Raw genomic sequence first — 21,837 nt, 5'->3', positions numbered from 1 at the left:
CAAAAATAACTGTGCAAATTTGTGCTGTCACGGACGAGCATTTTCCTGCGGGCAAAACAAAACCCCTACCTGCATACGCAGATAGGGGTTTCGGAATTTAATCTTGACGATGACCTACTCTCACATGGGGAAACCCCACACTACCATCGGCGATGCATCGTTTCACTGCTGAGTTCGGGATGGGATCAGGTGGTTCCAATGCTCTATGGTCGTCAAGAAATTCGGTAGCCAGGTCGTGCTCTCTTGCGAGGTCACGCTCCAGCGAATGGGTATGTGATAGTTTTCGGTGTTTTGCGAGTCTTCTCGAACTTTCGGTTCGTTTCGTCTTCACACACCGCAATCTGGTGCTCTTTCGCTTTTCAGCTCGAAGCAAGCAAATTGCTTGGGTGTTATATGGTCAAGCCTCACGGGCAATTAGTATTGGTTAGCTCAACGCCTCACAGCGCTTACACACCCAACCTATCAACGTCGTAGTCTTCGACGGCCCTTCAGGGGACTCAAGGTCCCAGTGAGATCTCATCTTGAGGCTAGTTTCCCGCTTAGATGCTTTCAGCGGTTATCTATTCCGAACATAGCTACCCGGCAATGCCACTGGCGTGACAACCGGAACACCAGAGGTTCGTCCACTCCGGTCCTCTCGTACTAGGAGCAGCCCCTCTCAAATCTCAAACGTCCACGGCAGATAGGGACCGAACTGTCTCACGACGTTCTAAACCCAGCTCGCGTACCACTTTAAATGGCGAACAGCCATACCCTTGGGACCGGCTTCAGCCCCAGGATGTGATGAGCCGACATCGAGGTGCCAAACACCGCCGTCGATATGAACTCTTGGGCGGTATCAGCCTGTTATCCCCGGAGTACCTTTTATCCGTTGAGCGATGGCCCTTCCATACAGAACCACCGGATCACTAAGACCTACTTTCGTACCTGCTCGACGTGTCTGTCTCGCAGTCAAGCGCGCTTTTGCCTTTATACTCTACGACCGATTTCCGACCGGTCTGAGCGCACCTTCGTACTCCTCCGTTACTCTTTAGGAGGAGACCGCCCCAGTCAAACTACCCACCATACACTGTCCTCGATCCGGATAACGGACCTGAGTTAGAACCTCAAAGTTGCCAGGGTGGTATTTCAAGGTTGGCTCCACGCGAACTGGCGTCCACGCTTCAAAGCCTCCCACCTATCCTACACAAGCAAATTCAAAGTCCAGTGCAAAGCTATAGTAAAGGTTCACGGGGTCTTTCCGTCTAGCCGCGGATACACTGCATCTTCACAGCGATTTCAATTTCACTGAGTCTCGGGTGGAGACAGCGCCGCCATCGTTACGCCATTCGTGCAGGTCGGAACTTACCCGACAAGGAATTTCGCTACCTTAGGACCGTTATAGTTACGGCCGCCGTTTACCGGGGCTTCGATCAAGAGCTTCGCGTTAGCTAACCCCATCAATTAACCTTCCGGCACCGGGCAGGCGTCACACCCTATACGTCCACTTTCGTGTTTGCAGAGTGCTGTGTTTTTAATAAACAGTCGCAGCGGCCTGGTATCTTCGACCGGCATGGGCTTACGCAGTAAATGCTTCACCCTCACCGGCGCACCTTCTCCCGAAGTTACGGTGCCATTTTGCCTAGTTCCTTCACCCGAGTTCTCTCAAGCGCCTTGGTATTCTCTACCCAACCACCTGTGTCGGTTTGGGGTACGGTTCCTGGTTACCTGAAGCTTAGAAGCTTTTCTTGGAAGCATGGCATCAACCACTTCGTGTTCTAAAAGAACACTCGTCATCAGCTCTCGGCCTTAAGATCCCGGATTTACCTAAGATCTCAGCCTACCACCTTAAACTTGGACAACCAACGCCAAGCTGGCCTAGCCTTCTCCGTCCCTCCATCGCAATAACCAGAAGTACAGGAATATTAACCTGTTTTCCATCGACTACGCTTTTCAGCCTCGCCTTAGGGACCGACTAACCCTGCGTCGATTAACGTTGCGCAGGAAACCTTGGTCTTTCGGCGTGGGTGTTTTTCACACCCATTGTCGTTACTCATGTCAGCATTCGCACTTCTGATACCTCCAGCAAGCTTCTCAACTCACCTTCACAGGCTTACAGAACGCTCCTCTACCGCATCACCTAAGTGATACCCGTAGCTTCGGTGTATGGTTTGAGCCCCGTTACATCTTCCGCGCAGGCCGACTCGACTAGTGAGCTATTACGCTTTCTTTAAAGGGTGGCTGCTTCTAAGCCAACCTCCTAGCTGTCTAAGCCTTCCCACATCGTTTCCCACTTAACCATAACTTTGGGACCTTAGCTGACGGTCTGGGTTGTTTCCCTTTTCACGACGGACGTTAGCACCCGCCGTGTGTCTCCCATGCTCGGCACTTGTAGGTATTCGGAGTTTGCATCGGTTTGGTAAGTCGGGATGACCCCCTAGCCGAAACAGTGCTCTACCCCCTACAGTGATACATGAGGCGCTACCTAAATAGCTTTCGAGGAGAACCAGCTATCTCCGAGCTTGATTAGCCTTTCACTCCGATCCACAGGTCATCCGCTAACTTTTCAACGGTAGTCGGTTCGGTCCTCCAGTTAGTGTTACCCAACCTTCAACCTGCCCATGGATAGATCGCCCGGTTTCGGGTCTATTCCCAGCGACTAGACGCCCTATTAAGACTCGCTTTCGCTACGCCTCCCCTATTCGGTTAAGCTCGCCACTGAAAATAAGTCGCTGACCCATTATACAAAAGGTACGCAGTCACCCAACAAAGTGGGCTCCCACTGCTTGTACGCATACGGTTTCAGGATCTATTTCACTCCCCTCTCCGGGGTTCTTTTCGCCTTTCCCTCACGGTACTAGTTCACTATCGGTCAGTCAGTAGTATTTAGCCTTGGAGGATGGTCCCCCCATATTCAGACAAAGTTTCTCGTGCTCCGTCCTACTCGATTTCATGACTAAGAGATTTTCGCGTACAGGGCTATCACCCACTATGGCCGCACTTTCCAGAGCGTTCCGCTAATCTCAAAGCCACTTAAGGGCTAGTCCCCGTTCGCTCGCCACTACTAAGGGAATCTCGGTTGATTTCTTTTCCTCAGGGTACTTAGATGTTTCAGTTCCCCTGGTTCGCTTCTTAAGCCTATGTATTCAGCTTAAGATACCTAACTTATGTTAGGTGGGTTCCCCCATTCAGACATCTCCGGATCAAAGTCTGTTTGCCGACTCCCCGAAGCTTTTCGCAGGCTACCACGTCTTTCATCGCCTCTGACTGCCAAGGCATCCACCGTATGCGCTTCTTCACTTGACCATATAACCCCAAGCAATCTGGTTATACTGTGAAGACGACATTCGCCGAAAATTCGATAATACTCAATTAAGAGCAACTCACAAATTTTACCTTAGCCTGATCCGTTACCAGTGAAAGTAACGTCCAGTCTATCTTTCTATCACATACCCAAATTTTTAAAGAACGAACTAGTCAAAGACTAGAAATCAACATTCACCATCATCACGATGGAATGCTCATTTCTAAGCTTTACACAATCAGAAGCAGTTAGTGGTGGAGCCAAACGGGATCGAACCGTTGACCTCCTGCGTGCAAGGCAGGCGCTCTCCCAGCTGAGCTATGGCCCCGTATTTCTACAGGCGTTTCCCACACAAAATTGGTGGGTCTGGGCAGATTCGAACTGCCGACCTCACCCTTATCAGGGGTGCGCTCTAACCAACTGAGCTACAGACCCAATTTCGGGCTGCTTCTTATCGTCTTCTTCAATGAATCAAGCAATTCGTGTGGGAACTTATGGAGCAGCTGATGTCGTCGATTAAGGAGGTGATCCAGCCGCAGGTTCCCCTACGGCTACCTTGTTACGACTTCACCCCAGTCATGAATCACACCGTGGTAACCGTCCTCCCGAGGGTTAGACTAGCTACTTCTGGTGCAACCCACTCCCATGGTGTGACGGGCGGTGTGTACAAGGCCCGGGAACGTATTCACCGCGACATTCTGATTCGCGATTACTAGCGATTCCGACTTCACGCAGTCGAGTTGCAGACTGCGATCCGGACTACGATCGGTTTTCTGGGATTAGCTCCACCTCGCGGCTTGGCAACCCTCTGTACCGACCATTGTAGCACGTGTGTAGCCCAGGCCGTAAGGGCCATGATGACTTGACGTCATCCCCACCTTCCTCCGGTTTGTCACCGGCAGTCTCCTTAGAGTGCCCACCATTACGTGCTGGTAACTAAGGACAAGGGTTGCGCTCGTTACGGGACTTAACCCAACATCTCACGACACGAGCTGACGACAGCCATGCAGCACCTGTCTCAATGTTCCCGAAGGCACCAATCCATCTCTGGAAAGTTCATTGGATGTCAAGGCCTGGTAAGGTTCTTCGCGTTGCTTCGAATTAAACCACATGCTCCACCGCTTGTGCGGGCCCCCGTCAATTCATTTGAGTTTTAACCTTGCGGCCGTACTCCCCAGGCGGTCAACTTAATGCGTTAGCTGCGCCACTAAGAGCTCAAGGCTCCCAACGGCTAGTTGACATCGTTTACGGCGTGGACTACCAGGGTATCTAATCCTGTTTGCTCCCCACGCTTTCGCACCTCAGTGTCAGTATCAGTCCAGGTGGTCGCCTTCGCCACTGGTGTTCCTTCCTATATCTACGCATTTCACCGCTACACAGGAAATTCCACCACCCTCTACCATACTCTAGCTTGTCAGTTTTGAATGCAGTTCCCAGGTTGAGCCCGGGGATTTCACATCCAACTTAACAAACCACCTACGCGCGCTTTACGCCCAGTAATTCCGATTAACGCTTGCACCCTCTGTATTACCGCGGCTGCTGGCACAGAGTTAGCCGGTGCTTATTCTGTCGGTAACGTCAAAACAGATACGTATTAGGTAACTGCCCTTCCTCCCAACTTAAAGTGCTTTACAATCCGAAGACCTTCTTCACACACGCGGCATGGCTGGATCAGGCTTTCGCCCATTGTCCAATATTCCCCACTGCTGCCTCCCGTAGGAGTCTGGACCGTGTCTCAGTTCCAGTGTGACTGATCATCCTCTCAGACCAGTTACGGATCGTCGCCTTGGTGAGCCATTACCTCACCAACTAGCTAATCCGACCTAGGCTCATCTGATAGCGCAAGGCCCGAAGGTCCCCTGCTTTCTCCCGTAGGACGTATGCGGTATTAGCGTCCGTTTCCGAGCGTTATCCCCCACTACCAGGCAGATTCCTAGGCATTACTCACCCGTCCGCCGCTCTCAAGAGAAGCAAGCTTCTCTCTACCGCTCGACTTGCATGTGTTAGGCCTGCCGCCAGCGTTCAATCTGAGCCATGATCAAACTCTTCAGTTCAAACATCTTTGGGTTTTTAAGAAACCCTAAACTTGGCTCAGCAATCGTTGGTTACATCTTTGATTTCTCGCGGAGTAACTTGTGATGCTGATAATCTTGTTGACTATCAGTCTGACTCCACAAGCACCCACACGAATTGCTTGATTCAGTTGTTAAAGAGCGGTTGGTTAAGATCTTTCGTCTCAACCTAGGCGCGCATTCTACAGCAGCCTCTGTTGCTGTCAAGCGGTTATTTTCAGAAGTTTTCAAAGTTTCCTTTGCAACTTCAACCACTTGCGCTTCCGATCTCTCGTTAGCGGGAGGCGAATTCTACAGCGTTACTCGCTGCTGTCAACACCTCTTTTTCTCCGCTTTCGACCGAGAAGATCGAAACGTCCATAAGGCCAAACTAACCTGCCTTACCGACTCCTTCTGGGCTTCGATGACCTGAAGCAACTCGCCATCGAAAACTGCGTAACTCTTTGTTTACCAAGGAGTTTTCCGTTTCGACTGCGCCGGAAGTGGGGCGAATTATAGACTTCCAGAATCTGCCGTCAACACCTATTTATGCTTTTCTTGCAGAAGAGGTCTTTTTAGCTGTTAAACGTGGAATTCGACGTGTCACAGCGGGGATTCGCAACGCTAATAGGAACGCCCCTATAGCAGCATAGATGGACCATTCCTTCAGATCGGCACGAACGATCCACAACATATGCAGCAGCCCAAGCCCGAGAACGACATAAACAAGCCGATGCAGTTTCTTCCAGCGAATCCCCAGTCGCCGCTGACTATAACGATTGGAGGTCACCGCCAATGCCAACAAACACAAAAAGCCCAGCGTCCCGACAATAATATACGGTCGCTTGCGCAACTCGACGCCCAGCTGCGACCAGTCAAATCCAAGAATGAACGCCGTATAGCCGCTCAGATGCAGAACCACATAGGCGAAGCACCACAACCCGAGTTGCCTGCGGACGGCAATCCAACCCGACCATCCGGTAAGTTTCTGCAAAGGCGTCATGCTTAAAGTAACAAGGAGCAGGATAAGGGTCCCCAGCCCCAGCCGATCCACCAGCACTTTGCCAGGATCAGGACCCAATACATCTTCCCAGGCCTGATACAACCAAAGCAGCGGCCATACCGCAGCAGCTATAAAGACGCCAATTCGCCAAAAGGAAAAACGCATCAGTAGTTCTTCCGCAGATCGAGCCCTGCATAGAGAGAAGCGACTTCATCGGAGTAACCATTGAACATCTGGGTATCCCGCACATTCGGCTTGAACAAACCGCTCGGCAAACGACGCTCGCGCGCTTGCGTCCAGCGCGGGTGATCGACCGTGGGATTCACGTTCGCGTAGAAACCATATTCATCAGCGGCAATGCTCTGCCAAGTGGTTTTCGGCTGCTCGCTGACCAGGCTGATCCGCACAATGGACTTGATGCTCTTGAAGCCGTACTTCCAGGGCACGACCAAACGCAGCGGCGCCCCGTTCTGATTGGGCAGCTCGCGCCCATACATACCCACCGCCAGAATCGCCAGCGGGTTCATTGCCTCATCCAGTCGTAGCCCTTCTATATAGGGCCAGTCAATCAAGGCAAAACCAGAACGCTGTCCGGGCATGTTTTTCGGATCCTGCAGCGTTTCGAATCGGATGAACTTGGCCTTCGACGTCGGCTCGACTTCCTTGAGCAACGCCGAGATGGGGAAACCCATCCAGGGAATCACCATCGACCAGGCTTCAACACAGCGCAGACGATAGATCCGTTCCTCCAACTGATAAGGCTTCATAAAGTCTTCCAGCGCATACCGGCCTGGCTTACCCACTTCACCGTCCACCACCACACTCCACGGCTCAGTCTTCAGCGCACCCGCATTGGCCGCCGGATCACCTTTATCGGTACCGAACTCGTAGAAGTTGTTGTAGTGGGTTGCATCCTTGAAGGGCGTGATCGCCTCATCCTTGACGTTGACCGCCCCCCACTTAGTGGAAGGCAGCTTTTCAGCAAACCAGGAAGGCGCCTTACTGGGTTCGACATCGGCATAACGAGCAGCATCGTCAGCGCTAGCCCAACGCGGCAGACTGCTCACAGCCAAACCGGCAACGGTAGCGCCCAGTAGATTACGTCGGGAGAGATAGAACGATTCAGGCGTGACGTCCGACTCATGGCAGTCAGACGCTTTGGGGACTTTGATCAGCATGGTAACTCCGCAGCATTGGAGGACAGATGCACCAATAGACTGCGGAGTATGAGCGAAATTACATCACTCGGCGTTTTTGTGGCGACGAAGATGCAATAGGTATTGCACCGGGCCAGACGCCGCGTAAGCAAGGAAAACCAGCAGCAAAATACGTGGCGGATCACTGAACACCACGGCAAACACCAGCACCACCGCCAGGATCGCAACAAAGGGAACGCGCCCCTTCAAGTCCAGTTCCTTGAAGCTGTTGTACTTGATGTTGCTGACCATCAGCATGCCCGCAGCCGCGACCATCAACGCTACCAGGAATGACATCTTGGAACCCTGGATCCCGTAATCGCTGAATGCCCAGACAATCCCGGCCACAACACCTGCAGCAGCCGGACTGGCCAGACCGATGAAGTAGCGTTTATCGGCCGTGCCAACCTGCGTGTTGAACCGCGCCAGTCGTAGCGCAGCGCCGGCCACATAAATGAAGGCAACCATCCAGCCGACCTTGCCCATGTCGCCCAAGGCCCAGCCAAATGCCAGCAACGCCGGCGCGACACCAAAGGCGACCATATCCGACAGTGAATCGTACTCGGCGCCGAACGCACTTTGCGTATTGGTCATTCGGGCGACTCGACCGTCGAGGCCGTCGAGCACCATGGCGACAAATATCGCGATCGCGGCAAAAGCGAAATACTTGCTCGCGCCTAACGTATCACCAGCACTCAAGGCGCTCTGGGCACTCATTGAGCTGATGATGGAATAAAACCCTGCGAACAGGTTCGCAGTAGTGAACAGATTCGGCAGAAGATAGATACCACGATGCCGGACTTTACGACCTTCAGCGTCATGCCCTTCCTCGATGTGCTCATCGATGGGCAGCAGGCTTTCGGCGTCAGAAGCCTGGTTTGGCTCTTCGGGACGTTCGCTCATGGACATTACCTTGCAACGGGTGGAAAGTTTCGACAGGTGTCTGGGACGACGGTTCGGCCGCAAACGATGCAGCTTTATACCAGAACCGGCAGCCCAAACGAAAAAACGCGGCCTAAGCCGCGTTTTTTTGTACAAGTGCGCGACTTAGTTTTTAGCTTTGTCGACGATCTTGTTGGCACCGATCCACGGCATCATGGAGCGCAGTTGCTCGCCGATGATCTCGATACCGTGAGCGGCGTTGTTACGACGCTTGGCGGTCATCGAAGGATAGCCGGTTGCGCCTTCGCTGATGAACATCTTGGCGTATTCGCCGTCCTGAATACGTTTCAGGGCGTTGCGCATGGCCTGACGGGATTCGGCGTTGATCACTTCCGGACCGGTCACGTACTCGCCGTATTCAGCGTTGTTGGAGATCGAGTAGTTCATGTTGGCGATACCGCCTTCGTACATGAGGTCAACGATCAGCTTCAGTTCGTGCAGGCATTCGAAGTAGGCCATTTCCGGCGCGTAGCCAGCTTCAACCAGGGTTTCGAAACCGGCCTTGACCAGTTCAACGGTACCGCCACACAGAACGGCTTGTTCGCCGAACAGGTCGGTTTCAGTCTCGTCCTTGAAGGTGGTTTCGATGATGCCGGTACGACCGCCACCGACGCCAGCGGCGTAGGACAGTGCAACGTTTTTGGCGTTGCCGGAAGCATCCTGGTAGATAGCGATCAGGTCAGGAATACCGCCGCCTTTGACGAACTCGGAACGCACGGTGTGGCCCGGGGCTTTCGGCGCGATCATGATCACGTCGAGGTCGGCGCGCGGAACAACCTGGTTGTAGTGAATCGCGAAGCCGTGGGAGAAGGCCAGGGTGGCGCCTTTCTTGATGTTCGGCTCGATTTCGTTCTTGTACAGGGCCGACTGGAATTCGTCCGGGGTCAGGATCATGACCAGGTCGGCAGCAGCAACAGCGGAAGCAACGTCGGTCACTTTCAGGCCGTGAGCTTCGGCTTTGGCAACAGTGGCCGAACCTTTACGCAGACCAACAGTAACGTCAACGCCGGAATCTTTCAGGTTGCACGCTTGAGCGTGACCCTGGGAACCGTAACCGATGATGGCAACTTTCTTGCCCTGGATGATCGACAGGTCACAGTCTTTTTCGTAATAAACTTTCATGAAATTCCCCTATATATCCAGGCCGTTCAGGCCATTCGCTAATTTGGTTTAGATGCTGAGTACTTTGTCGCCGCGGGCAATACCGGTTACGCCGCTGCGGACGGTTTCCAGAATCGAAGCGGTGCCAATGGACTGAATGAAGCTGTCGAGCTTGTCGCTGGTACCGGTCAATTGAACGGTATACACGCTAGCGCTGACATCAACGATCTGCCCACGATAAATATCGGTGGTGCGCTTGATCTCGGCGCGCTGGGCGCCGGTAGCCTTGACCTTGACCAGCATCAGTTCGCGCTCGATGTGAGCACTCTCCGACAGGTCGACCAGTTTGACCACTTCGATCAACTTGTTCAGGTTCTTGGTGATCTGCTCGATGACTTCATCGTGACCCACCGTGGTCAACGTCAGACGCGACAGGGTCGGGTCTTCGGTGGGTGCCACGGTCAGGCTTTCGATGTTGTAGTTGCGCTGCGAGAACAGGCCGACTACACGAGACAGAGCGCCAGGTTCGTTTTCCAGAAGCAAGGAAATAATGTGCCGCATGATTAAGTACGCTCCGTCTTGCTCAGCCACATATCACGCATGGAGCCGTCTTTGATCTGCATCGGATAGACGTGCTCGCCAGCGTCGACCTTGATGTCGATGAACACCAGGCGATCCTTCATGGCGAACGCTTGCTCCATCATCGGCTTCAGATCTTTCAAGTCCGTGATGCGCATGCCGACGTGACCATAGGCTTCAGCCAGCTTGACGAAGTCGGGCAACGATTCCATGTAGGAGTGCGAGTGACGCGCGCCGTAGCTCATGTCCTGCCACTGACGAACCATGCCGAGTACGCCGTTGTTAAGCAGAACGATCTTCACCGGCAGGTCATGCTGCAAGCAGGTCGACAGCTCCTGGATGTTCATCTGGATACTGCCTTCACCGGTCACACACGCCACATCAGCGTCCGGGAAGTTCAGTTTCACGCCCATCGCGGCCGGAAAACCGAAGCCCATCGTGCCCAGGCCACCAGAGTTGATCCAGCGGTTTGGCTTGTCGAAGCGGTAGTACTGCGCCGCGAACATTTGATGTTGACCCACATCCGAAGTGATATAGGCATCGCCCTTGGTCACTTCGTGGAGGGTTTCAATCACGGTCTGCGGCTTGATGATGCTGCCGTCACCCTTGTTGTAAGGGAACATGTCGCGATCACCGCGCCACTCTTCAACTTGCTTCCACCACGCAGCAACCGACTCCTTGTTAGGTGTCTCGCCGATTTCCTTGAAGGTAGCGACCATTTCAGTCAGCACACTTTCCACCGGGCCTACGATCGGAACGTCGGCCTTGATGGTTTTGGAGATCGAAGCCGGATCGATGTCGATGTGGATGATCTTGGCGCTCGGGCAGAACTTCGACGCACCGTTGATAACACGGTCATCGAAACGCGCGCCGACAGCCAGGATCACATCCGCATGGTGCATCGCCAGGTTGGCGGTATAGCTGCCGTGCATACCGAGCATGCCGAGGAACTGACGGTCGCTGCCCGGATAGGCGCCGAGGCCCATCAAGGTATTGGTAACCGGTGAGTTCAGCAATTTCGCCAACTCGGTCAACGGCGCGGAGCCGTTACCCAGGATGACGCCACCGCCGGCATAGATGATCGGCCGCTTGGCCGCCAACAGCATTTCCACGGCTTTGCGGATCTGGCCCGAATGGCCACGAACCGCCGGGCTGTAGGAACGAAGCTTGGCTTTTTTCGGGAAAATGTATTCGAACTTCTCGGCCGGGTTGGTCATGTCTTTCGGAATGTCGACAACGACAGGACCGGGACGACCGGATTGCGCCAGGTAGAAGGCCTTCTTCATGACTTCAGGGATTTCCGAAGCATGCTTGATCATGAAACTGTGTTTCACGATTGGCCGGGAGATACCGATCATGTCGGTTTCCTGGAACGCATCGGTACCGACCATCATGCTAGGCACTTGGGCGGTCAGGATCACCATCGGGATCGAGTCCATGTACGCCGTGGCGATACCGGTAATGACGTTGGTCGCGCCAGGACCTGAAGTCACCAGAACGACGCCAGCCTTGCCGGTAGCACGCGCATAGCCGTCGGCCATGTGAGTGGCAGCCTGCTCATGACGAACGAGAATATGTTGAACAGCTGGTTCTTTGAACAGCGCGTCGTAGATATGCAATGCGGCACCACCCGGGTACCCATAGATATACTTGACGCCTTCGTCACGCAAAAAGCGGACGATCATCTCACCGCCAGATAAAAGCTCCACGTTGTCCACCTCTAAAACGCCAGAATACCGCCCACATAAGAAGGGACGGGTCTAATAGGTTTACTTCTCAGCAGAGCATGAGCGACGGTGGTCGCCGACTACGTCAGCACTGACTGAGCAAGTATTGGGATCGTCCCAAGTGTTGCGGGCCTTTCCCACCCAGCGCGAGGTAACGCGTTGCGGGTGTAACAGGTCGGCGCGGATGTGCGCCTCATGATCTGCTGAGTGGGTCTGCTTCTGGCAGTCCCTCTACAGCGGACTTTGGATTCTTCTGTTTCGTCCCCTGCAAGTCAAGTCGTCTATGTGCTTTATTGAAGTAAGCACATGAGAAAGCAAGAAAAAACCGCTAAACAGCAACTGTGTTAGCTTCAATTGCGCAACTCTGGCAAGGAAATGGCATGCGAACGTTCATCTTGGTCAGTCTGCTGATCAGCCCTTTGTGTATGGCAGGACAGATCTACAAATGGGTCGACGCCCAAGGCGTTACTCACTTTGACGCACAACCGCCCCAAGGACAGGAGGCCACCACCGTGGTGACGCCCTCCTCGCCCGCCGGCAAACCGGTCACGCCATCGCGCAGCACAGCAATCGGCGATCAACAGGCCATCGACAAGACAGTCAAAAAACAGGTCGCCGAGCAGCAAGCCCAGCTAAAGGTATTCTGCAATCAGGCACGAACGAACCTGGCCCAACTGCAGAACAATCCGCGGTTGCGTGAAGAAGTTGACGGCGAGATGCGTCGCCTCAATGACGAGCAGCGTCAGGAACGAATTTCCGAGGCACAAAAACAGATCGAGAAAAACTGCCAGTAAATCCTTGTAGGAGCTGTCGAGTGAAACGAGGCTGCGATCTTTTGATCTTGATTTTAGAAAAACAAAGTCAAAAGATCGCAGCCTCGTTTCACTCGACAGCTCCTACAAAAGATCGGGCATCAGCGGGAGGCGGTGATCAGCAAATCGAACTCTTTGAGCAAGACCTGCAACTGCCGGTCCTTGCCCTGGACGTTGCGCCCGGCAAAGACCATTTCGGCCATCTCCTGAATCCCCGACGCGTTGGGCAATGGCAGATCCTGCTCAAGGATGACCTTCATGCGCGGCAGGAAGATCCATTGCAACCACTGCTCGAAATCCAGCGTATCAACCGAAAACGGCTCGACGCTGGACAACGCTTCAGCGGAGGGCGAAACCTCGTCCCACCATCCCTGAATTCGCAGTTCACGCTCGATCAGCAATAGTTGCTCGGCAATCTTTGGGAAGCGTGCATCCATCACGACGTAACCTTGGCCTTCTGACGGGCCAGTGCAGCACCTGCGGAATCACCTTGCTTCTCACGCGCCTGGGCGATCAATTCCCACAGGCTAGCCTGAAGCGCAGGACGACCATTGGCGAACGTCAGACCACGACGGGCGAATTGTTCAGCCTGCGGCGCATCGCCTTGAGCCATGCGCACCTGAGCCAGACGATAAAGCACTTGCGGCTCGCGCGGCGCGACACGCTGGGCGCGCTCAAGACTGGACGAAGCACCGTTGAGGTCTCCGCTGGCCTGTTGCTGTTGAGCGGTAGTCAACAATGCCAGTACCGGACCGTCCAGTTGCTCATCGGCAGACAAGCCACCGCCGGTACTGGCCGAAGGGATTCCGCTCGGTGTCGACGGCATGCTGTAGCTGCCCTGATTGATTGGCGCCGACTGCACCGGCGAGGTATCAATCGGGCCCGGCGTAATCGGACCTGGAGTAATAGGCGCAGTGCTGATCGGTGCCGACGTCACTGCGCCACCCCCAGGAACCATCACCACCACACCGGTATCACCTTGCGGGATTGCCTGAGGCTGGGCTTGCACAGGACGCTTCACTGTCGTTTGGCGGAAACCGCCATTCGCCTGAATCCGCTCGCTGTTCGAAACAGCACTGCCGGAATCCACAACCGGAATCGAACCGCGCTGTACGGTGGAGCAACCGCTGAGCAAAGCCACGGCGGTAACCGCTGGAATCAACCACTTGTTCACTTGAAACCCTCTTTGCTTAGTTCATCCAGCCCTTGACCCAATCCATCACCGTCTCGCCGGAAGCAGGGCTTTCGCCACCACAAGCGGCGCCGGGAGGTGGTTCACTGCCGCGAATATACGGCATCTGCACCGCGCCTGGGCAGTTCGCGTCGGAGCCTTGCCCTGTACGCGAATCGACCCAAGCCTGAACAACGTTGTCCGGTTGCGGCATGTCCAGCGGCAATGGATCGGCCTTGCGCATGAAACTGGTCCAGACCTGCAAAGCACCTGTTGCACCGGTGAACGGCGTCTTGCCATTGTCATCGCGGCCCAGCCAGACCACCGCCAGCAAGTCCTGACTGAAACCTGCGAACCAGCTGTCTCGCGAGTCATTACTGGTACCGGTCTTGCCGGCCAGGGTCAGGGTTTTCGGCAAAACGTTATAAACCGAACTGCCGGTACCTTCACGCATGACCCGCTGCATGGCGTTCTGAATCAGGAAGATGGAGCCCGGGTCGAAACGCTGTTCGATCTGGAACGGATAGCGCTTGAGCGGTTCGCCTTCGGCAGTCAGAACGCTACGAATCCCGCGCATCGGCGTATTGAAGCCACCGTTGGCCAGCGTCTGGTACATGGTTGCCACTTCCATCGGCGTCAGACCGCCGGCCCCCAGCAACATCGAAGGGAACGCCGGGAACTCGCGACTGACCCCAAGACGCGCCAGGGTCTTGAGGACATTCGGTACGCCCATCGCCAACCCGAGACGCGCGGTCGACAAGTTGTAGGAATGCGCCAGGCCTTGATAAAGGAACACAGTCCCGTGGGAGCGGCGATCGTAGTTCTGGGGTTTCCAGACCTGGCCGTCCGCGCCTTTGACCGAGAAGGAGTCGTCCGACAGCCAACTGGTCAACGTGTACTGGCTTGGCTTTTCCAGGGCAGTCAGATAAACCGCGGGCTTGATCAACGAACCGATCGGGCGCACCGCATCCAGCGCGCGGTTGAAGCCGGCAAAACTGGCCTGACGACTGCCGATCATGGCCTGGACTTCACCGGTTTCCGGGTTGGTCACGACCATCGCCGCTTCAACGTCATCCGAACCTTTGCGCCCAGCCAGGCGTTTAAAGGTGTCGTTGACCGAGGCTTCGGCTTTCATCTGCAGGATCGGGTCGAAACTGGTGAAGATCCGCAGGCCTTCTTCGGTCAAGTCTTCGTCGCGATAGTCTTCGCGCAGTTGACGCTTGACCAGATCGAGGAAACCCGGGAAAGAGCTGTCCGCCAGTTTGCCGCGAGTCGTCACGCCCAGTGGCATGTTCTTCGCAGCGGCGACTTGCTCGGCAGTGGCGACGCCTTGTTGCTCCAGTACATCAAGCACCAGATTGCGTCGCTCCAGCGCCCGCTCCGGGTTGCGACGCGGGTTGTAATAGGACGGCCCCTTGACCATCCCCACCAGCAACGCAACTTGATGCAGTTTGAGCTCGGACAATGGCTGACCGAAGAAGAACTGGCTGGCCAGGCCGAAACCGTGCACCGCACGCTGACCGTCTTGACCGACGAACACTTCGTTGAGGTACGCCTCGAGAATTTCCCGTTTGTCGTAATGCAACTCAAGCAGCATCGCCATCATGGCTTCGGTGAGCTTACGGGTCAGGCTGCGCTCGCTGGTGAGGTAGAAGTTCTTCACCAACTGTTGCGTCAGGGTACTGCCGCCCTGGGTCATCTTGCCGCCAGAGGTATTGACCCAGACCGCCCGGGCAATCGACTTCGGCGATACGCCCCAGTGACTATAGAAATCCCGGTCTTCCACCGCCACCAGGGTTTCCAGCAGATACGGCGGGACCTGATCGATTTTGATCAGAATCCGATCTTCGAGGTTTTTTGGGTAAATCCCGCCGATCAGCAGCGGCTCCAGGCGCACCACGGACAGCTTCGAACCGTTGGTCGCCGAAAGTTCGGCGACATAATCGCCAGAGAACCGCACACGCACCGGCTGAGGCTTCTCAAGGCCTTCATAAAACTGGAAACCACGGGTATTCAAATCGACGGTGTTGCCATTGACCGCCGCAGCGCCGGGGCCGTTGCTGACGCTTTCACGCCGATAGCCCAGTGCATCGAGCTCGGTGAGGAAGTCATCCTTGCTCAGCTTTTGGCCGGTGAACAATTCAAGCGGGCGCGCATACACCTTGGCCGGAATGGTCCACCGCTTGCCGGAGAACTTCTCCTGGACCACGGCATCGAGGTAAACCGCGAACCCGGCGAGCACGACGAGGCCGACCAGGCTGAGTTTAAGGGCCCAGCCCAGCCAAGGGCTCAAGCCCTTGGAAGGTGGTTTTTTTGGAGTGCGGGGGGATCGAGTACGAGTCATGGCGGCGGATTATACGCACTTTATTCATACTCAACAGGAGGCCGCCGAGGTTTGCGTCAGGCGGACTTGCGGCCATAATGGCGGCCGTGAATTTTTCCCAGACTCTGAAGGATCGCCTGTGAGCCAGTCCCTGATCGCCGCCCTGCAAAACCCGGCCCTCTACCCGCATCCGGTAGACGGGTTCCAGGTCATCGAGACCCATATCTCCTGGGTCATTCTGACAGGCCCCTTTGCTTATAAAGTGAAGAAGCCAGTGAATTTCGGCTTCCTCGACTTCACCAGCCTCGATGCTCGCAAGCATTTCTGCGGTGAAGAGTTGCGCCTTAACCAGCGCCTGACCAACGATTTGTACCTGGAAGTGTTGCCGATCACCGGCAGCGCCGAAGCACCGCAACTGGGCGGTGAGGGTCCGGTTGTCGATTACGCGCTGAAAATGCGCCAGTTCCCACAAAGCCAGTTGCTCAGCACCCTGCAAGCCAACGGCGAATTGACCACCGCGCACATCGACGAGATGGCCGAGCAGATTGCCCAGTTCCACCTCAACGCACCGAAAGTCCCGGCCGAACACGAAGCCGGCACCCCGGACAGCGTAATGGCCCCGGTGCGCCAGAACTTCGAACAGATCCGCCCGTTCCTCAGCGACAAGGCAGACCTGCTGCAACTTGACGCGCTGCAAGCCTGGGCCGAAAGCAGCTTCGAACGCCTCAAGCCGCTGTTCGCTCAGCGCAAGGCCGGCGGTTTCATCCGCGAATGCCATGGCGACATCCATTTGGGTAATGCCACCGTGATCGATGGCAAGGTCGTGATCTTCGACTGCATCGAGTTCAACGAACCGTTCCGCTTCACCGATGTTTATGCCGACACCGGTTTCCTGGCAATGGACCTGGAAGACCGTGGTCTCAAGAGCCTGGCGCGTCGTTTCATCAGTCAGTACCTGGAACTGACCGGCGACTATCAGGGCCTTGAGCTGCTGAACTTCTATAAAGCCTATCGTGCTCTGGTTCGCGCCAAGGTCAGCCTGTTCAGCATGCCGGCCGAGGCCGATCCAGTACAGCGCGCCACCACCCTGCGCCAGTACCGCAACTACGCCAACCTGGCAGAAAGCTACAGCACCATTCCTTCGCGCTTCCTGGCCATTACTCACGGTGTGTCGGCCGTCGGCAAAAGCCGCGTGGCCATGCGACTGGTAGAAGCACTGGGTGCCATTCGCCTGCGTTCGGATGTCGAGCGCAAACGTCTGTTCGGCGAGCAAACCGTACCGAACGATCCACAGGCCGGCATTTATAGTGCCGACGCCAGCGTCGCTACTTACAACCGCCTGCATGAGATTGCCGCTGTCATCCTGCGTGCCGGCTTCCCGGTCGTTATCGATGCAACGTACCTCAAGCGCGACCAGCGTGATGGCGCGGCAAAAATTGCCGAGGCTACCGGTGCTCCGTTCCTGATCCTCGACTGCAATGCACCACAAGCGGTCATCGAGGGCTGGCTGGCGTTGCGTCAGGCCGACAACAAGGATCCGTCCGACGCCAACCTGGCCGTCATCGAAGCTCAGCAAGCGAATCGTGAGCCACTGACGCCAGCAGAGATTCTGTGCAGCAAACGCATCCAGACCAACGAAAGCGGGACCCTCGATACCGTCGTTGCACAAATCCGTCAGCGCATGCCGGGCCTGTAAAAACTATTTCGGTCGTGAAGCCTTTGCCGGCTTCACGGCCGTCAAATAGTGGCACTATACTGGCGTCATAAAACCATCAGGTGATGCGACATGAGCCAGCCAAAACTTCTCGACACCCCGCTTTATGCCCTTCTGCACAAAGACGACATCACCGGCTTCAATGCCGAACGTGCCAGCCACACTTCTGTCGACATGGTCGGCGGCGACTTCCGTGGTCTGGACCTGCGCGAGCTGAACGCCGATGGCATAGATTTTACCGATGCCTATTTCCGCTCCGCCGATCTGCGCGGCATCGACTTTCGCAACGCTTGCCTGGAAGGCGCCAGCCTGGCCCACGCACAGATCTCCGGGGCCTACTTCCCGCCAGAACTGAGTGCTGACGAGATCCTGATGTCGATGAATTTCGGCACACGCCTGCGTTACCGTACCCGCTAAAAACGACGTTCCCGCCCGGAAGTCCAGCGCCCCCGCTTTGCGCTGGACGCTGTGTATTTTGCCGTAATAGACAACTCCCGCGCCCTTCCTCCTACTGCAATCGCAGACTTTCCTCCAACGCATCGCGCCTTTCTCTTAGAAGCTTTTGCGTCGAAACCGACCAAACAATCACGCTTTTCCTACTGATGGCTACACTCCTGAGAAGCTCGCCCACGCACCGTTCGGCCGTCGCAAGGAGGCTTGATGAATGATGAACTGCAACACCTGAAGAATCTTGGCAAGACGTCGGCGCAGTGGCTGCATGCCGTGGGCATCCACAGTGCATCGGACTTGCGTCGCCTGGGGGCAGTGGATGCTTATCGAGCCGTGCGCACGCGCGGATTTCGAGCGTCCAAGGTGTTGTTGTATGCGATCGAAGGCGCATTGATGGACGTGCACTGGAACGACATTCCAGCCGAACGCAAAGAAGCCTTGAACAAACAACTGGAAGCCATCTCGTCACGTCACAAGAATTGAGCCGGTTAATTTCTGCCGAGGGGGAAGCCCTTCGTCAAATACAGAGCTTTGCAGCGAGAAAAACGACGGTCTGATAGAAATCAAAAAACAGCGATTGACATGGTAATGAGAATCGCTATGATTATCACAACTGGTCGCGAGACTGGTCGATATTTGAAAAGCCCTTGGTTCGGACTCTCAGATATCTCCTCATCAGGCTAATCACGGTTATTTGACCCGGCGCTTGCCGGGTCTTTTTTTGCCTGTAGAAAAGTCGTTGGATTACTGGCTGAACTGCTTACGCATTTGTGCACAGTAATCCTGGGCTGGGGTCGCGGGCGTGTACCACACGTAATCAGCCATGGCCGATGTCACCTCGGCGCCCTGCTCTGCCAGCAACAAAACGGTCGGCATTTGCGCCTCTCCCAGATCCAGCACATGAATCGGCACGCCGACATCCTTGCGCGCGTGATAGGCGCCGGCCAACAGCATTGAAGGCGTCGCAGCCGCGAGCAAGCGCTCGGCCATTCGCCGGTCACGTTGTTGCTGGACCGCCAGCATTGCGGGCATTTGCGGGGCGGGCAGCAGGCCGCAGTGGGAATCGCTGATCTGTGCCAGCAACTCAGTTTTGACCACAGCTGCATTGGAGCGCGCACCGTTGAGAACCGGTGGGTTGGCATAGACGGCGCGGACGTCGAGATTGTCCAGATTCGCCGCCAACAGTGGGTAGGGCTGAGTCAGCGCAAAACGCACGATCGGCCCATACAGACTCCAGTCCCATCCCGGCTGCCAGGCTAACGCTCCGGGCAGATCCGCCGGCAACGTCGAGGCGTGGCGCACATCATCGACGCGCAACTGTTGATCCGGCGTGAGCATTTCCAGTAGCAGACTGCCTTGCGGACGTCGCTCGCCCAAGGCCTGCAATAACCACAATTGCAGTTGATGGTGATCACGATTGTCATGCTGCTCGCCGACGATCAGCCGCGAAGGCCCGGCCAGCCGTACAACAAGTTCTTGGGCAGTCAGGATCTGGCCGCTGTTCAGGTCGCGAATCTCACCGACGACCGGTGGCGGGTTCGGGAGATGCTGACACCCACTCAAGGCCAGCAGCGCCAGTAGCAAAATCACACGCATGTGCTCACCTCGATGAAATGTTCAGCGGGCGATGATCAGTGGATGCCCGCGCTCCGGGTGTTGCTGCACCAAGACGTCCAGACCGAACACGGCCTTGAGCGGTTCGGGTCGCAACACCTGCTGCGGCGTATCGAGCGCCACCGGCCGGCCGCCTTCGAGCAGCAACAAGCGATCACAATAACGCGCCGCCAGGTTCAGATCATGCAGGATCACCAGCACCGCTGCGCCGCGATCGGCAAACTCACGCACCGCTAGCAATGTGGTGTGTTGATGCAGCGGGTCGAGCATCGAGGTCGGCTCGTCGAGCAGCAGCGTCTGCCCGGCTTCACCTGGCCACAACTGCGCCAGCACCCGAGCCAGATGCACCCGCTGACGCTCGCCGCCGGACAACGCCAGATAACTGCGACCATTCAGGTGCGCCGCATCGGCAGCGTGCAGGGCGGCGGCGACGATTTCCTCATCCCGGACCCGCCCGCTTTGATGAGGCAAACGCCCCATACCGACCACTTCTTCGACACGAAAGGCAAATTCAAGGGTCGACACCTGCGGCAACACGGCCAATCGCCGGGCACGCTGCGCCCCGTCCCAGTGACTCAACTCCCGCTCATCGAGCCAGACGCTGCCGAGGTCGGCCTTCAACTCGCCACACAAGGCACCGAGCAAGGTGCTTTTGCCGGCACCGTTGGGCCCGAGCACGCCAAGGACTTCGCCCGGCTTGAGCTCAAGCGTAATGTCAGTCAGAACGATTTTGCCGCCCCGACGGATTTGCAGACTCTGCGTTCGCAACATCAGGCGCGCCCCCGCAGCAGTAAATACAGAAAGAACGGCGCACCGATAAAAGCCGTGACAATCCCGATCGGCAGTTCCGCCGGCGCCAGCGCAAGCCGTGCGAGCAGATCGGCAAACAGGAGAAGACTGGCACCCGCCAGCACTGAGGCAGGCAACAACACCCGATGATCAGGACCTGCCAGCAATCGCACCAGATGCGGAACCACCAGACCGACGAACCCGATCATGCCCGCAGCCGCCACCGCCGCGCCGACGCCCAGCGCGGTGCAGAACACCAACTCGCGCTTGAGCCCTTCGACGTCGATGCCCAGGTGACCCGCCTCCGACTCGCCCAGCAGTAACGCATTTAATGCCTTGGCTCGCCGTGGCAGCCAAACCGCAACCCCGATAGTCACCAACAGCAGTGGCCAAAGCCGCGAATAGCTGGCGCCGTTGAGGCTTCCCAGATTCCAGAACGTCAGCGTACGCAAGGTCGCGTCGTCGGCCAGATAGGTAAACAGTCCAACTGCCGAGCCGGCCAGGGCGGTCAACGCGATACCGGCCAACAGCATGGTTGCGACATTTGTCTGGCCATTGCGCCGACCCAGTCGATACACCAGCGCCGTCACACCCAACCCGCCGAGAAACGCACACACCGACAACACATAAGGACCAAAGGACTCCGGCAGACCGCCGAACATCGAACCACCGACAATCGCGATGGCGGCGCCCAATGCCGCACCACTGGACACCCCCACCAACCCCGGATCAGCCAGAGGGTTTCGAAACAATCCCTGCATCGCCACGCCGGACAGTGCCAACACGCCACCCACCGCCAGCCCCAGCAAGGTCCGTGGCAGGCGAATTTGCCCAAGAATCAGTTCGGCCTGTTCCAGACCGTCAGGCGCAATCGGCAGACCGAGCATGCGCAACGCAACGCGCAAGGTGTCGAACAACGGCAGGCTCACAGGGCCTAGCGCCAACGACAACCAGATCGCCAGCAAACACAGCAGGCTCAAACCGACGAACAAGGCACGAGGTTTAACCAGAAGGGTCATTGGGCAGCCGCACACGTCGGATCGAGTTCAAGGACGCTCCCGGCGTTGGCCGTGGGGGTCGAA

At 56.1% G+C, this 21,837-nt stretch carries 16 protein-coding genes, 2 tRNA genes and 3 rRNA genes; 4 read left to right on the top strand and 17 right to left on the bottom strand.

Features of this window, described 5'->3' with window-relative positions; translation table 11 throughout:
• Nucleotides 1-101: 101 nt before the first annotated feature.
• The 11 genes from rrf to BLQ41_RS09565 form a co-directional block, all read right to left on the bottom strand.
• Nucleotides 102-217 (bottom strand): 5S ribosomal RNA (gene rrf / locus BLQ41_RS09620).
• A gap of 176 nt (nt 218-393) precedes the next feature.
• A 23S ribosomal RNA gene (locus BLQ41_RS09615) occupies nt 394-3,285 on the bottom strand.
• Nucleotides 3,286-3,535: 250 nt separating this feature from the next.
• Nucleotides 3,536-3,611: transfer RNA gene (locus BLQ41_RS09610), tRNA-Ala, on the bottom strand.
• 30 nt (nt 3,612-3,641) lie between these two features.
• Nucleotides 3,642-3,718 (bottom strand) — tRNA-Ile (locus BLQ41_RS09605).
• Nucleotides 3,719-3,800: 82 nt separating this feature from the next.
• Nucleotides 3,801-5,337, bottom strand: a 16S ribosomal RNA gene (locus tag BLQ41_RS09600).
• Together the 16S, 23S and 5S rRNA genes with 2 tRNA genes alongside form the textbook arrangement of a ribosomal RNA operon.
• Before the next feature lie 544 nt (nt 5,338-5,881).
• On the bottom strand, nt 5,882-6,502 hold the full coding sequence (gene msrQ / locus BLQ41_RS09590) for a protein-methionine-sulfoxide reductase heme-binding subunit MsrQ (protein ID WP_090179946.1): 621 nt from the start codon (nt 6,500-6,502) through the stop codon (nt 5,882-5,884).
• Nucleotides 6,502-7,515 carry a protein-methionine-sulfoxide reductase catalytic subunit MsrP gene (msrP, locus tag BLQ41_RS09585; protein ID WP_090179943.1) on the bottom strand — a complete coding sequence of 338 codons (1,014 nt, stop codon included), beginning with the start codon at nt 7,513-7,515 and terminating at the stop codon, nt 6,502-6,504. The genes msrQ and msrP overlap by 1 nt, the downstream gene beginning before the upstream one ends.
• Nucleotides 7,516-7,578: 63 nt before the next feature.
• Nucleotides 7,579-8,436, bottom strand: a complete 858-nt coding sequence (pssA, locus tag BLQ41_RS09580; RefSeq protein WP_090179940.1) for a CDP-diacylglycerol--serine O-phosphatidyltransferase — start codon at nt 8,434-8,436, stop codon at nt 7,579-7,581.
• A 144-nt stretch (nt 8,437-8,580) separates the two neighbouring features.
• Nucleotides 8,581-9,597 carry a ketol-acid reductoisomerase gene (gene ilvC / locus BLQ41_RS09575; protein WP_007948647.1) on the bottom strand — a complete coding sequence of 339 codons (1,017 nt, stop codon included), beginning with the start codon at nt 9,595-9,597 and terminating at the stop codon, nt 8,581-8,583.
• Nucleotides 9,598-9,645: 48 nt separating this feature from the next.
• Nucleotides 9,646-10,137 carry an acetolactate synthase small subunit gene (gene ilvN / locus BLQ41_RS09570; protein WP_003176102.1) on the bottom strand — a complete coding sequence of 164 codons (492 nt, stop codon included), beginning with the start codon at nt 10,135-10,137 and terminating at the stop codon, nt 9,646-9,648.
• Between the two features lie 2 nt (nt 10,138-10,139).
• Nucleotides 10,140-11,864, bottom strand: a complete 1,725-nt coding sequence (locus BLQ41_RS09565; protein ID WP_090188443.1) for an acetolactate synthase 3 large subunit — start codon at nt 11,862-11,864, stop codon at nt 10,140-10,142.
• A gap of 398 nt (nt 11,865-12,262) precedes the next feature.
• Between BLQ41_RS09565 and BLQ41_RS09560 the strand changes: the two genes are divergently transcribed.
• Entirely contained in the window at nt 12,263-12,676 is a 414-nt protein-coding gene (locus tag BLQ41_RS09560) for a DUF4124 domain-containing protein (protein ID WP_090179938.1), read from the top strand.
• 119 nt (nt 12,677-12,795) lie between these two features.
• Here the strand turns inward: BLQ41_RS09560 and BLQ41_RS09555 are convergent, their stop codons facing one another.
• From BLQ41_RS09555 to mrcB, 3 genes are read right to left on the bottom strand one after another with little or no spacing between them, the layout of a single operon-like run.
• Nucleotides 12,796-13,131, bottom strand: coding sequence for a YqcC family protein (locus tag BLQ41_RS09555; protein ID WP_090179935.1), 336 nt, complete (start codon nt 13,129-13,131; stop codon nt 12,796-12,798).
• A complete protein-coding gene (locus BLQ41_RS09550) occupies nt 13,131-13,868 on the bottom strand; it encodes a tetratricopeptide repeat protein (protein ID WP_090179931.1) in 738 nt (245 codons plus the stop codon). Before BLQ41_RS09550 ends, BLQ41_RS09555 begins: the two co-directional genes overlap by 1 nt.
• Before the next feature lie 16 nt (nt 13,869-13,884).
• On the bottom strand, nt 13,885-16,209 hold the full coding sequence (gene mrcB / locus BLQ41_RS09545; protein ID WP_090179929.1) for a penicillin-binding protein 1B: 2,325 nt from the start codon (nt 16,207-16,209) through the stop codon (nt 13,885-13,887).
• 118 nt (nt 16,210-16,327) lie between these two features.
• On the opposite strand from mrcB, the gene BLQ41_RS09540 reads away from it, so the two are divergent.
• The 3 genes from BLQ41_RS09540 to BLQ41_RS09530 all read left to right on the top strand — a co-directional run bounded on the left by BLQ41_RS09540 (nt 16,328) and on the right by BLQ41_RS09530 (nt 18,835).
• Nucleotides 16,328-17,884 (top strand): bifunctional aminoglycoside phosphotransferase/ATP-binding protein, encoded by a 1,557-nt coding sequence (locus tag BLQ41_RS09540; protein ID WP_090179926.1) that lies wholly within the window; start codon nt 16,328-16,330, stop codon nt 17,882-17,884.
• A gap of 90 nt (nt 17,885-17,974) precedes the next feature.
• Entirely contained in the window at nt 17,975-18,319 is a 345-nt protein-coding gene (locus BLQ41_RS09535) for a pentapeptide repeat-containing protein (RefSeq protein WP_090179924.1), read from the top strand.
• 243 nt (nt 18,320-18,562) lie between these two features.
• Nucleotides 18,563-18,835, top strand: coding sequence for a TfoX/Sxy family protein (locus BLQ41_RS09530; protein ID WP_007971093.1), 273 nt, complete (start codon nt 18,563-18,565; stop codon nt 18,833-18,835).
• A gap of 261 nt (nt 18,836-19,096) precedes the next feature.
• On the opposite strand, the gene BLQ41_RS09525 is transcribed toward BLQ41_RS09530, so the two are convergent.
• The 3 genes from BLQ41_RS09525 to BLQ41_RS09515 are packed head-to-tail and all read right to left on the bottom strand — an operon-like array spanning nt 19,097 to nt 21,720.
• Nucleotides 19,097-19,948 (bottom strand): ChaN family lipoprotein, encoded by an 852-nt coding sequence (locus BLQ41_RS09525; protein ID WP_090179921.1) that lies wholly within the window; start codon nt 19,946-19,948, stop codon nt 19,097-19,099.
• A gap of 21 nt (nt 19,949-19,969) precedes the next feature.
• Nucleotides 19,970-20,737, bottom strand: coding sequence for a heme ABC transporter ATP-binding protein (locus BLQ41_RS09520; protein ID WP_090179918.1), 768 nt, complete (start codon nt 20,735-20,737; stop codon nt 19,970-19,972).
• Nucleotides 20,737-21,720 (bottom strand): FecCD family ABC transporter permease, encoded by a 984-nt coding sequence (locus BLQ41_RS09515; RefSeq protein ID WP_197678941.1) that lies wholly within the window; start codon nt 21,718-21,720, stop codon nt 20,737-20,739. The genes BLQ41_RS09520 and BLQ41_RS09515 overlap by 1 nt, the downstream gene beginning before the upstream one ends.
• Between the last annotated feature and the right edge of the window lie 117 nt (nt 21,721-21,837).

This window comes from Pseudomonas arsenicoxydans, from assembly GCF_900103875.1.
GTDB classification, from domain to species: Bacteria; Pseudomonadota; Gammaproteobacteria; order Pseudomonadales; family Pseudomonadaceae; genus Aquipseudomonas; species Aquipseudomonas arsenicoxydans.
Note: the sequence above shows the minus strand (reverse complement) of the source record. Positions and strands in the feature narration are given on the sequence as shown.

Bases quoted from the DNA above. Each gene is read 5' to 3' on its own strand.
- msrQ (WP_090179946.1), bottom strand. From the start codon at position 6,502: ATGCGTTTTTCCTTTTGGCGAATTGGCGTCTTTATAGCTGCTGCGGTA.
- BLQ41_RS09530 (WP_007971093.1), top strand. From the start codon at position 18,563: ATGAATGATGAACTGCAACACCTGAAGAATCTTGGCAAGACGTCGGCG.
- mrcB (WP_090179929.1), bottom strand. From the start codon at position 16,209: ATGACTCGTACTCGATCCCCCCGCACTCCAAAAAAACCACCTTCCAAG.
- pssA (WP_090179940.1), bottom strand. From the start codon at position 8,436: ATGAGCGAACGTCCCGAAGAGCCAAACCAGGCTTCTGACGCCGAAAGC.
- msrP (WP_090179943.1), bottom strand. From the start codon at position 7,515: ATGCTGATCAAAGTCCCCAAAGCGTCTGACTGCCATGAGTCGGACGTC.
- ilvC (WP_007948647.1), bottom strand. From the start codon at position 9,597: ATGAAAGTTTATTACGAAAAAGACTGTGACCTGTCGATCATCCAGGGC.
- BLQ41_RS09555 (WP_090179935.1), bottom strand. From the start codon at position 13,131: ATGGATGCACGCTTCCCAAAGATTGCCGAGCAACTATTGCTGATCGAG.
- BLQ41_RS09520 (WP_090179918.1), bottom strand. From the start codon at position 20,737: ATGTTGCGAACGCAGAGTCTGCAAATCCGTCGGGGCGGCAAAATCGTT.
- ilvN (WP_003176102.1), bottom strand. From the start codon at position 10,137: ATGCGGCACATTATTTCCTTGCTTCTGGAAAACGAACCTGGCGCTCTG.
- BLQ41_RS09535 (WP_090179924.1), top strand. From the start codon at position 17,975: ATGAGCCAGCCAAAACTTCTCGACACCCCGCTTTATGCCCTTCTGCAC.
- BLQ41_RS09560 (WP_090179938.1), top strand. From the start codon at position 12,263: ATGCGAACGTTCATCTTGGTCAGTCTGCTGATCAGCCCTTTGTGTATG.
- BLQ41_RS09525 (WP_090179921.1), bottom strand. From the start codon at position 19,948: ATGCGTGTGATTTTGCTACTGGCGCTGCTGGCCTTGAGTGGGTGTCAG.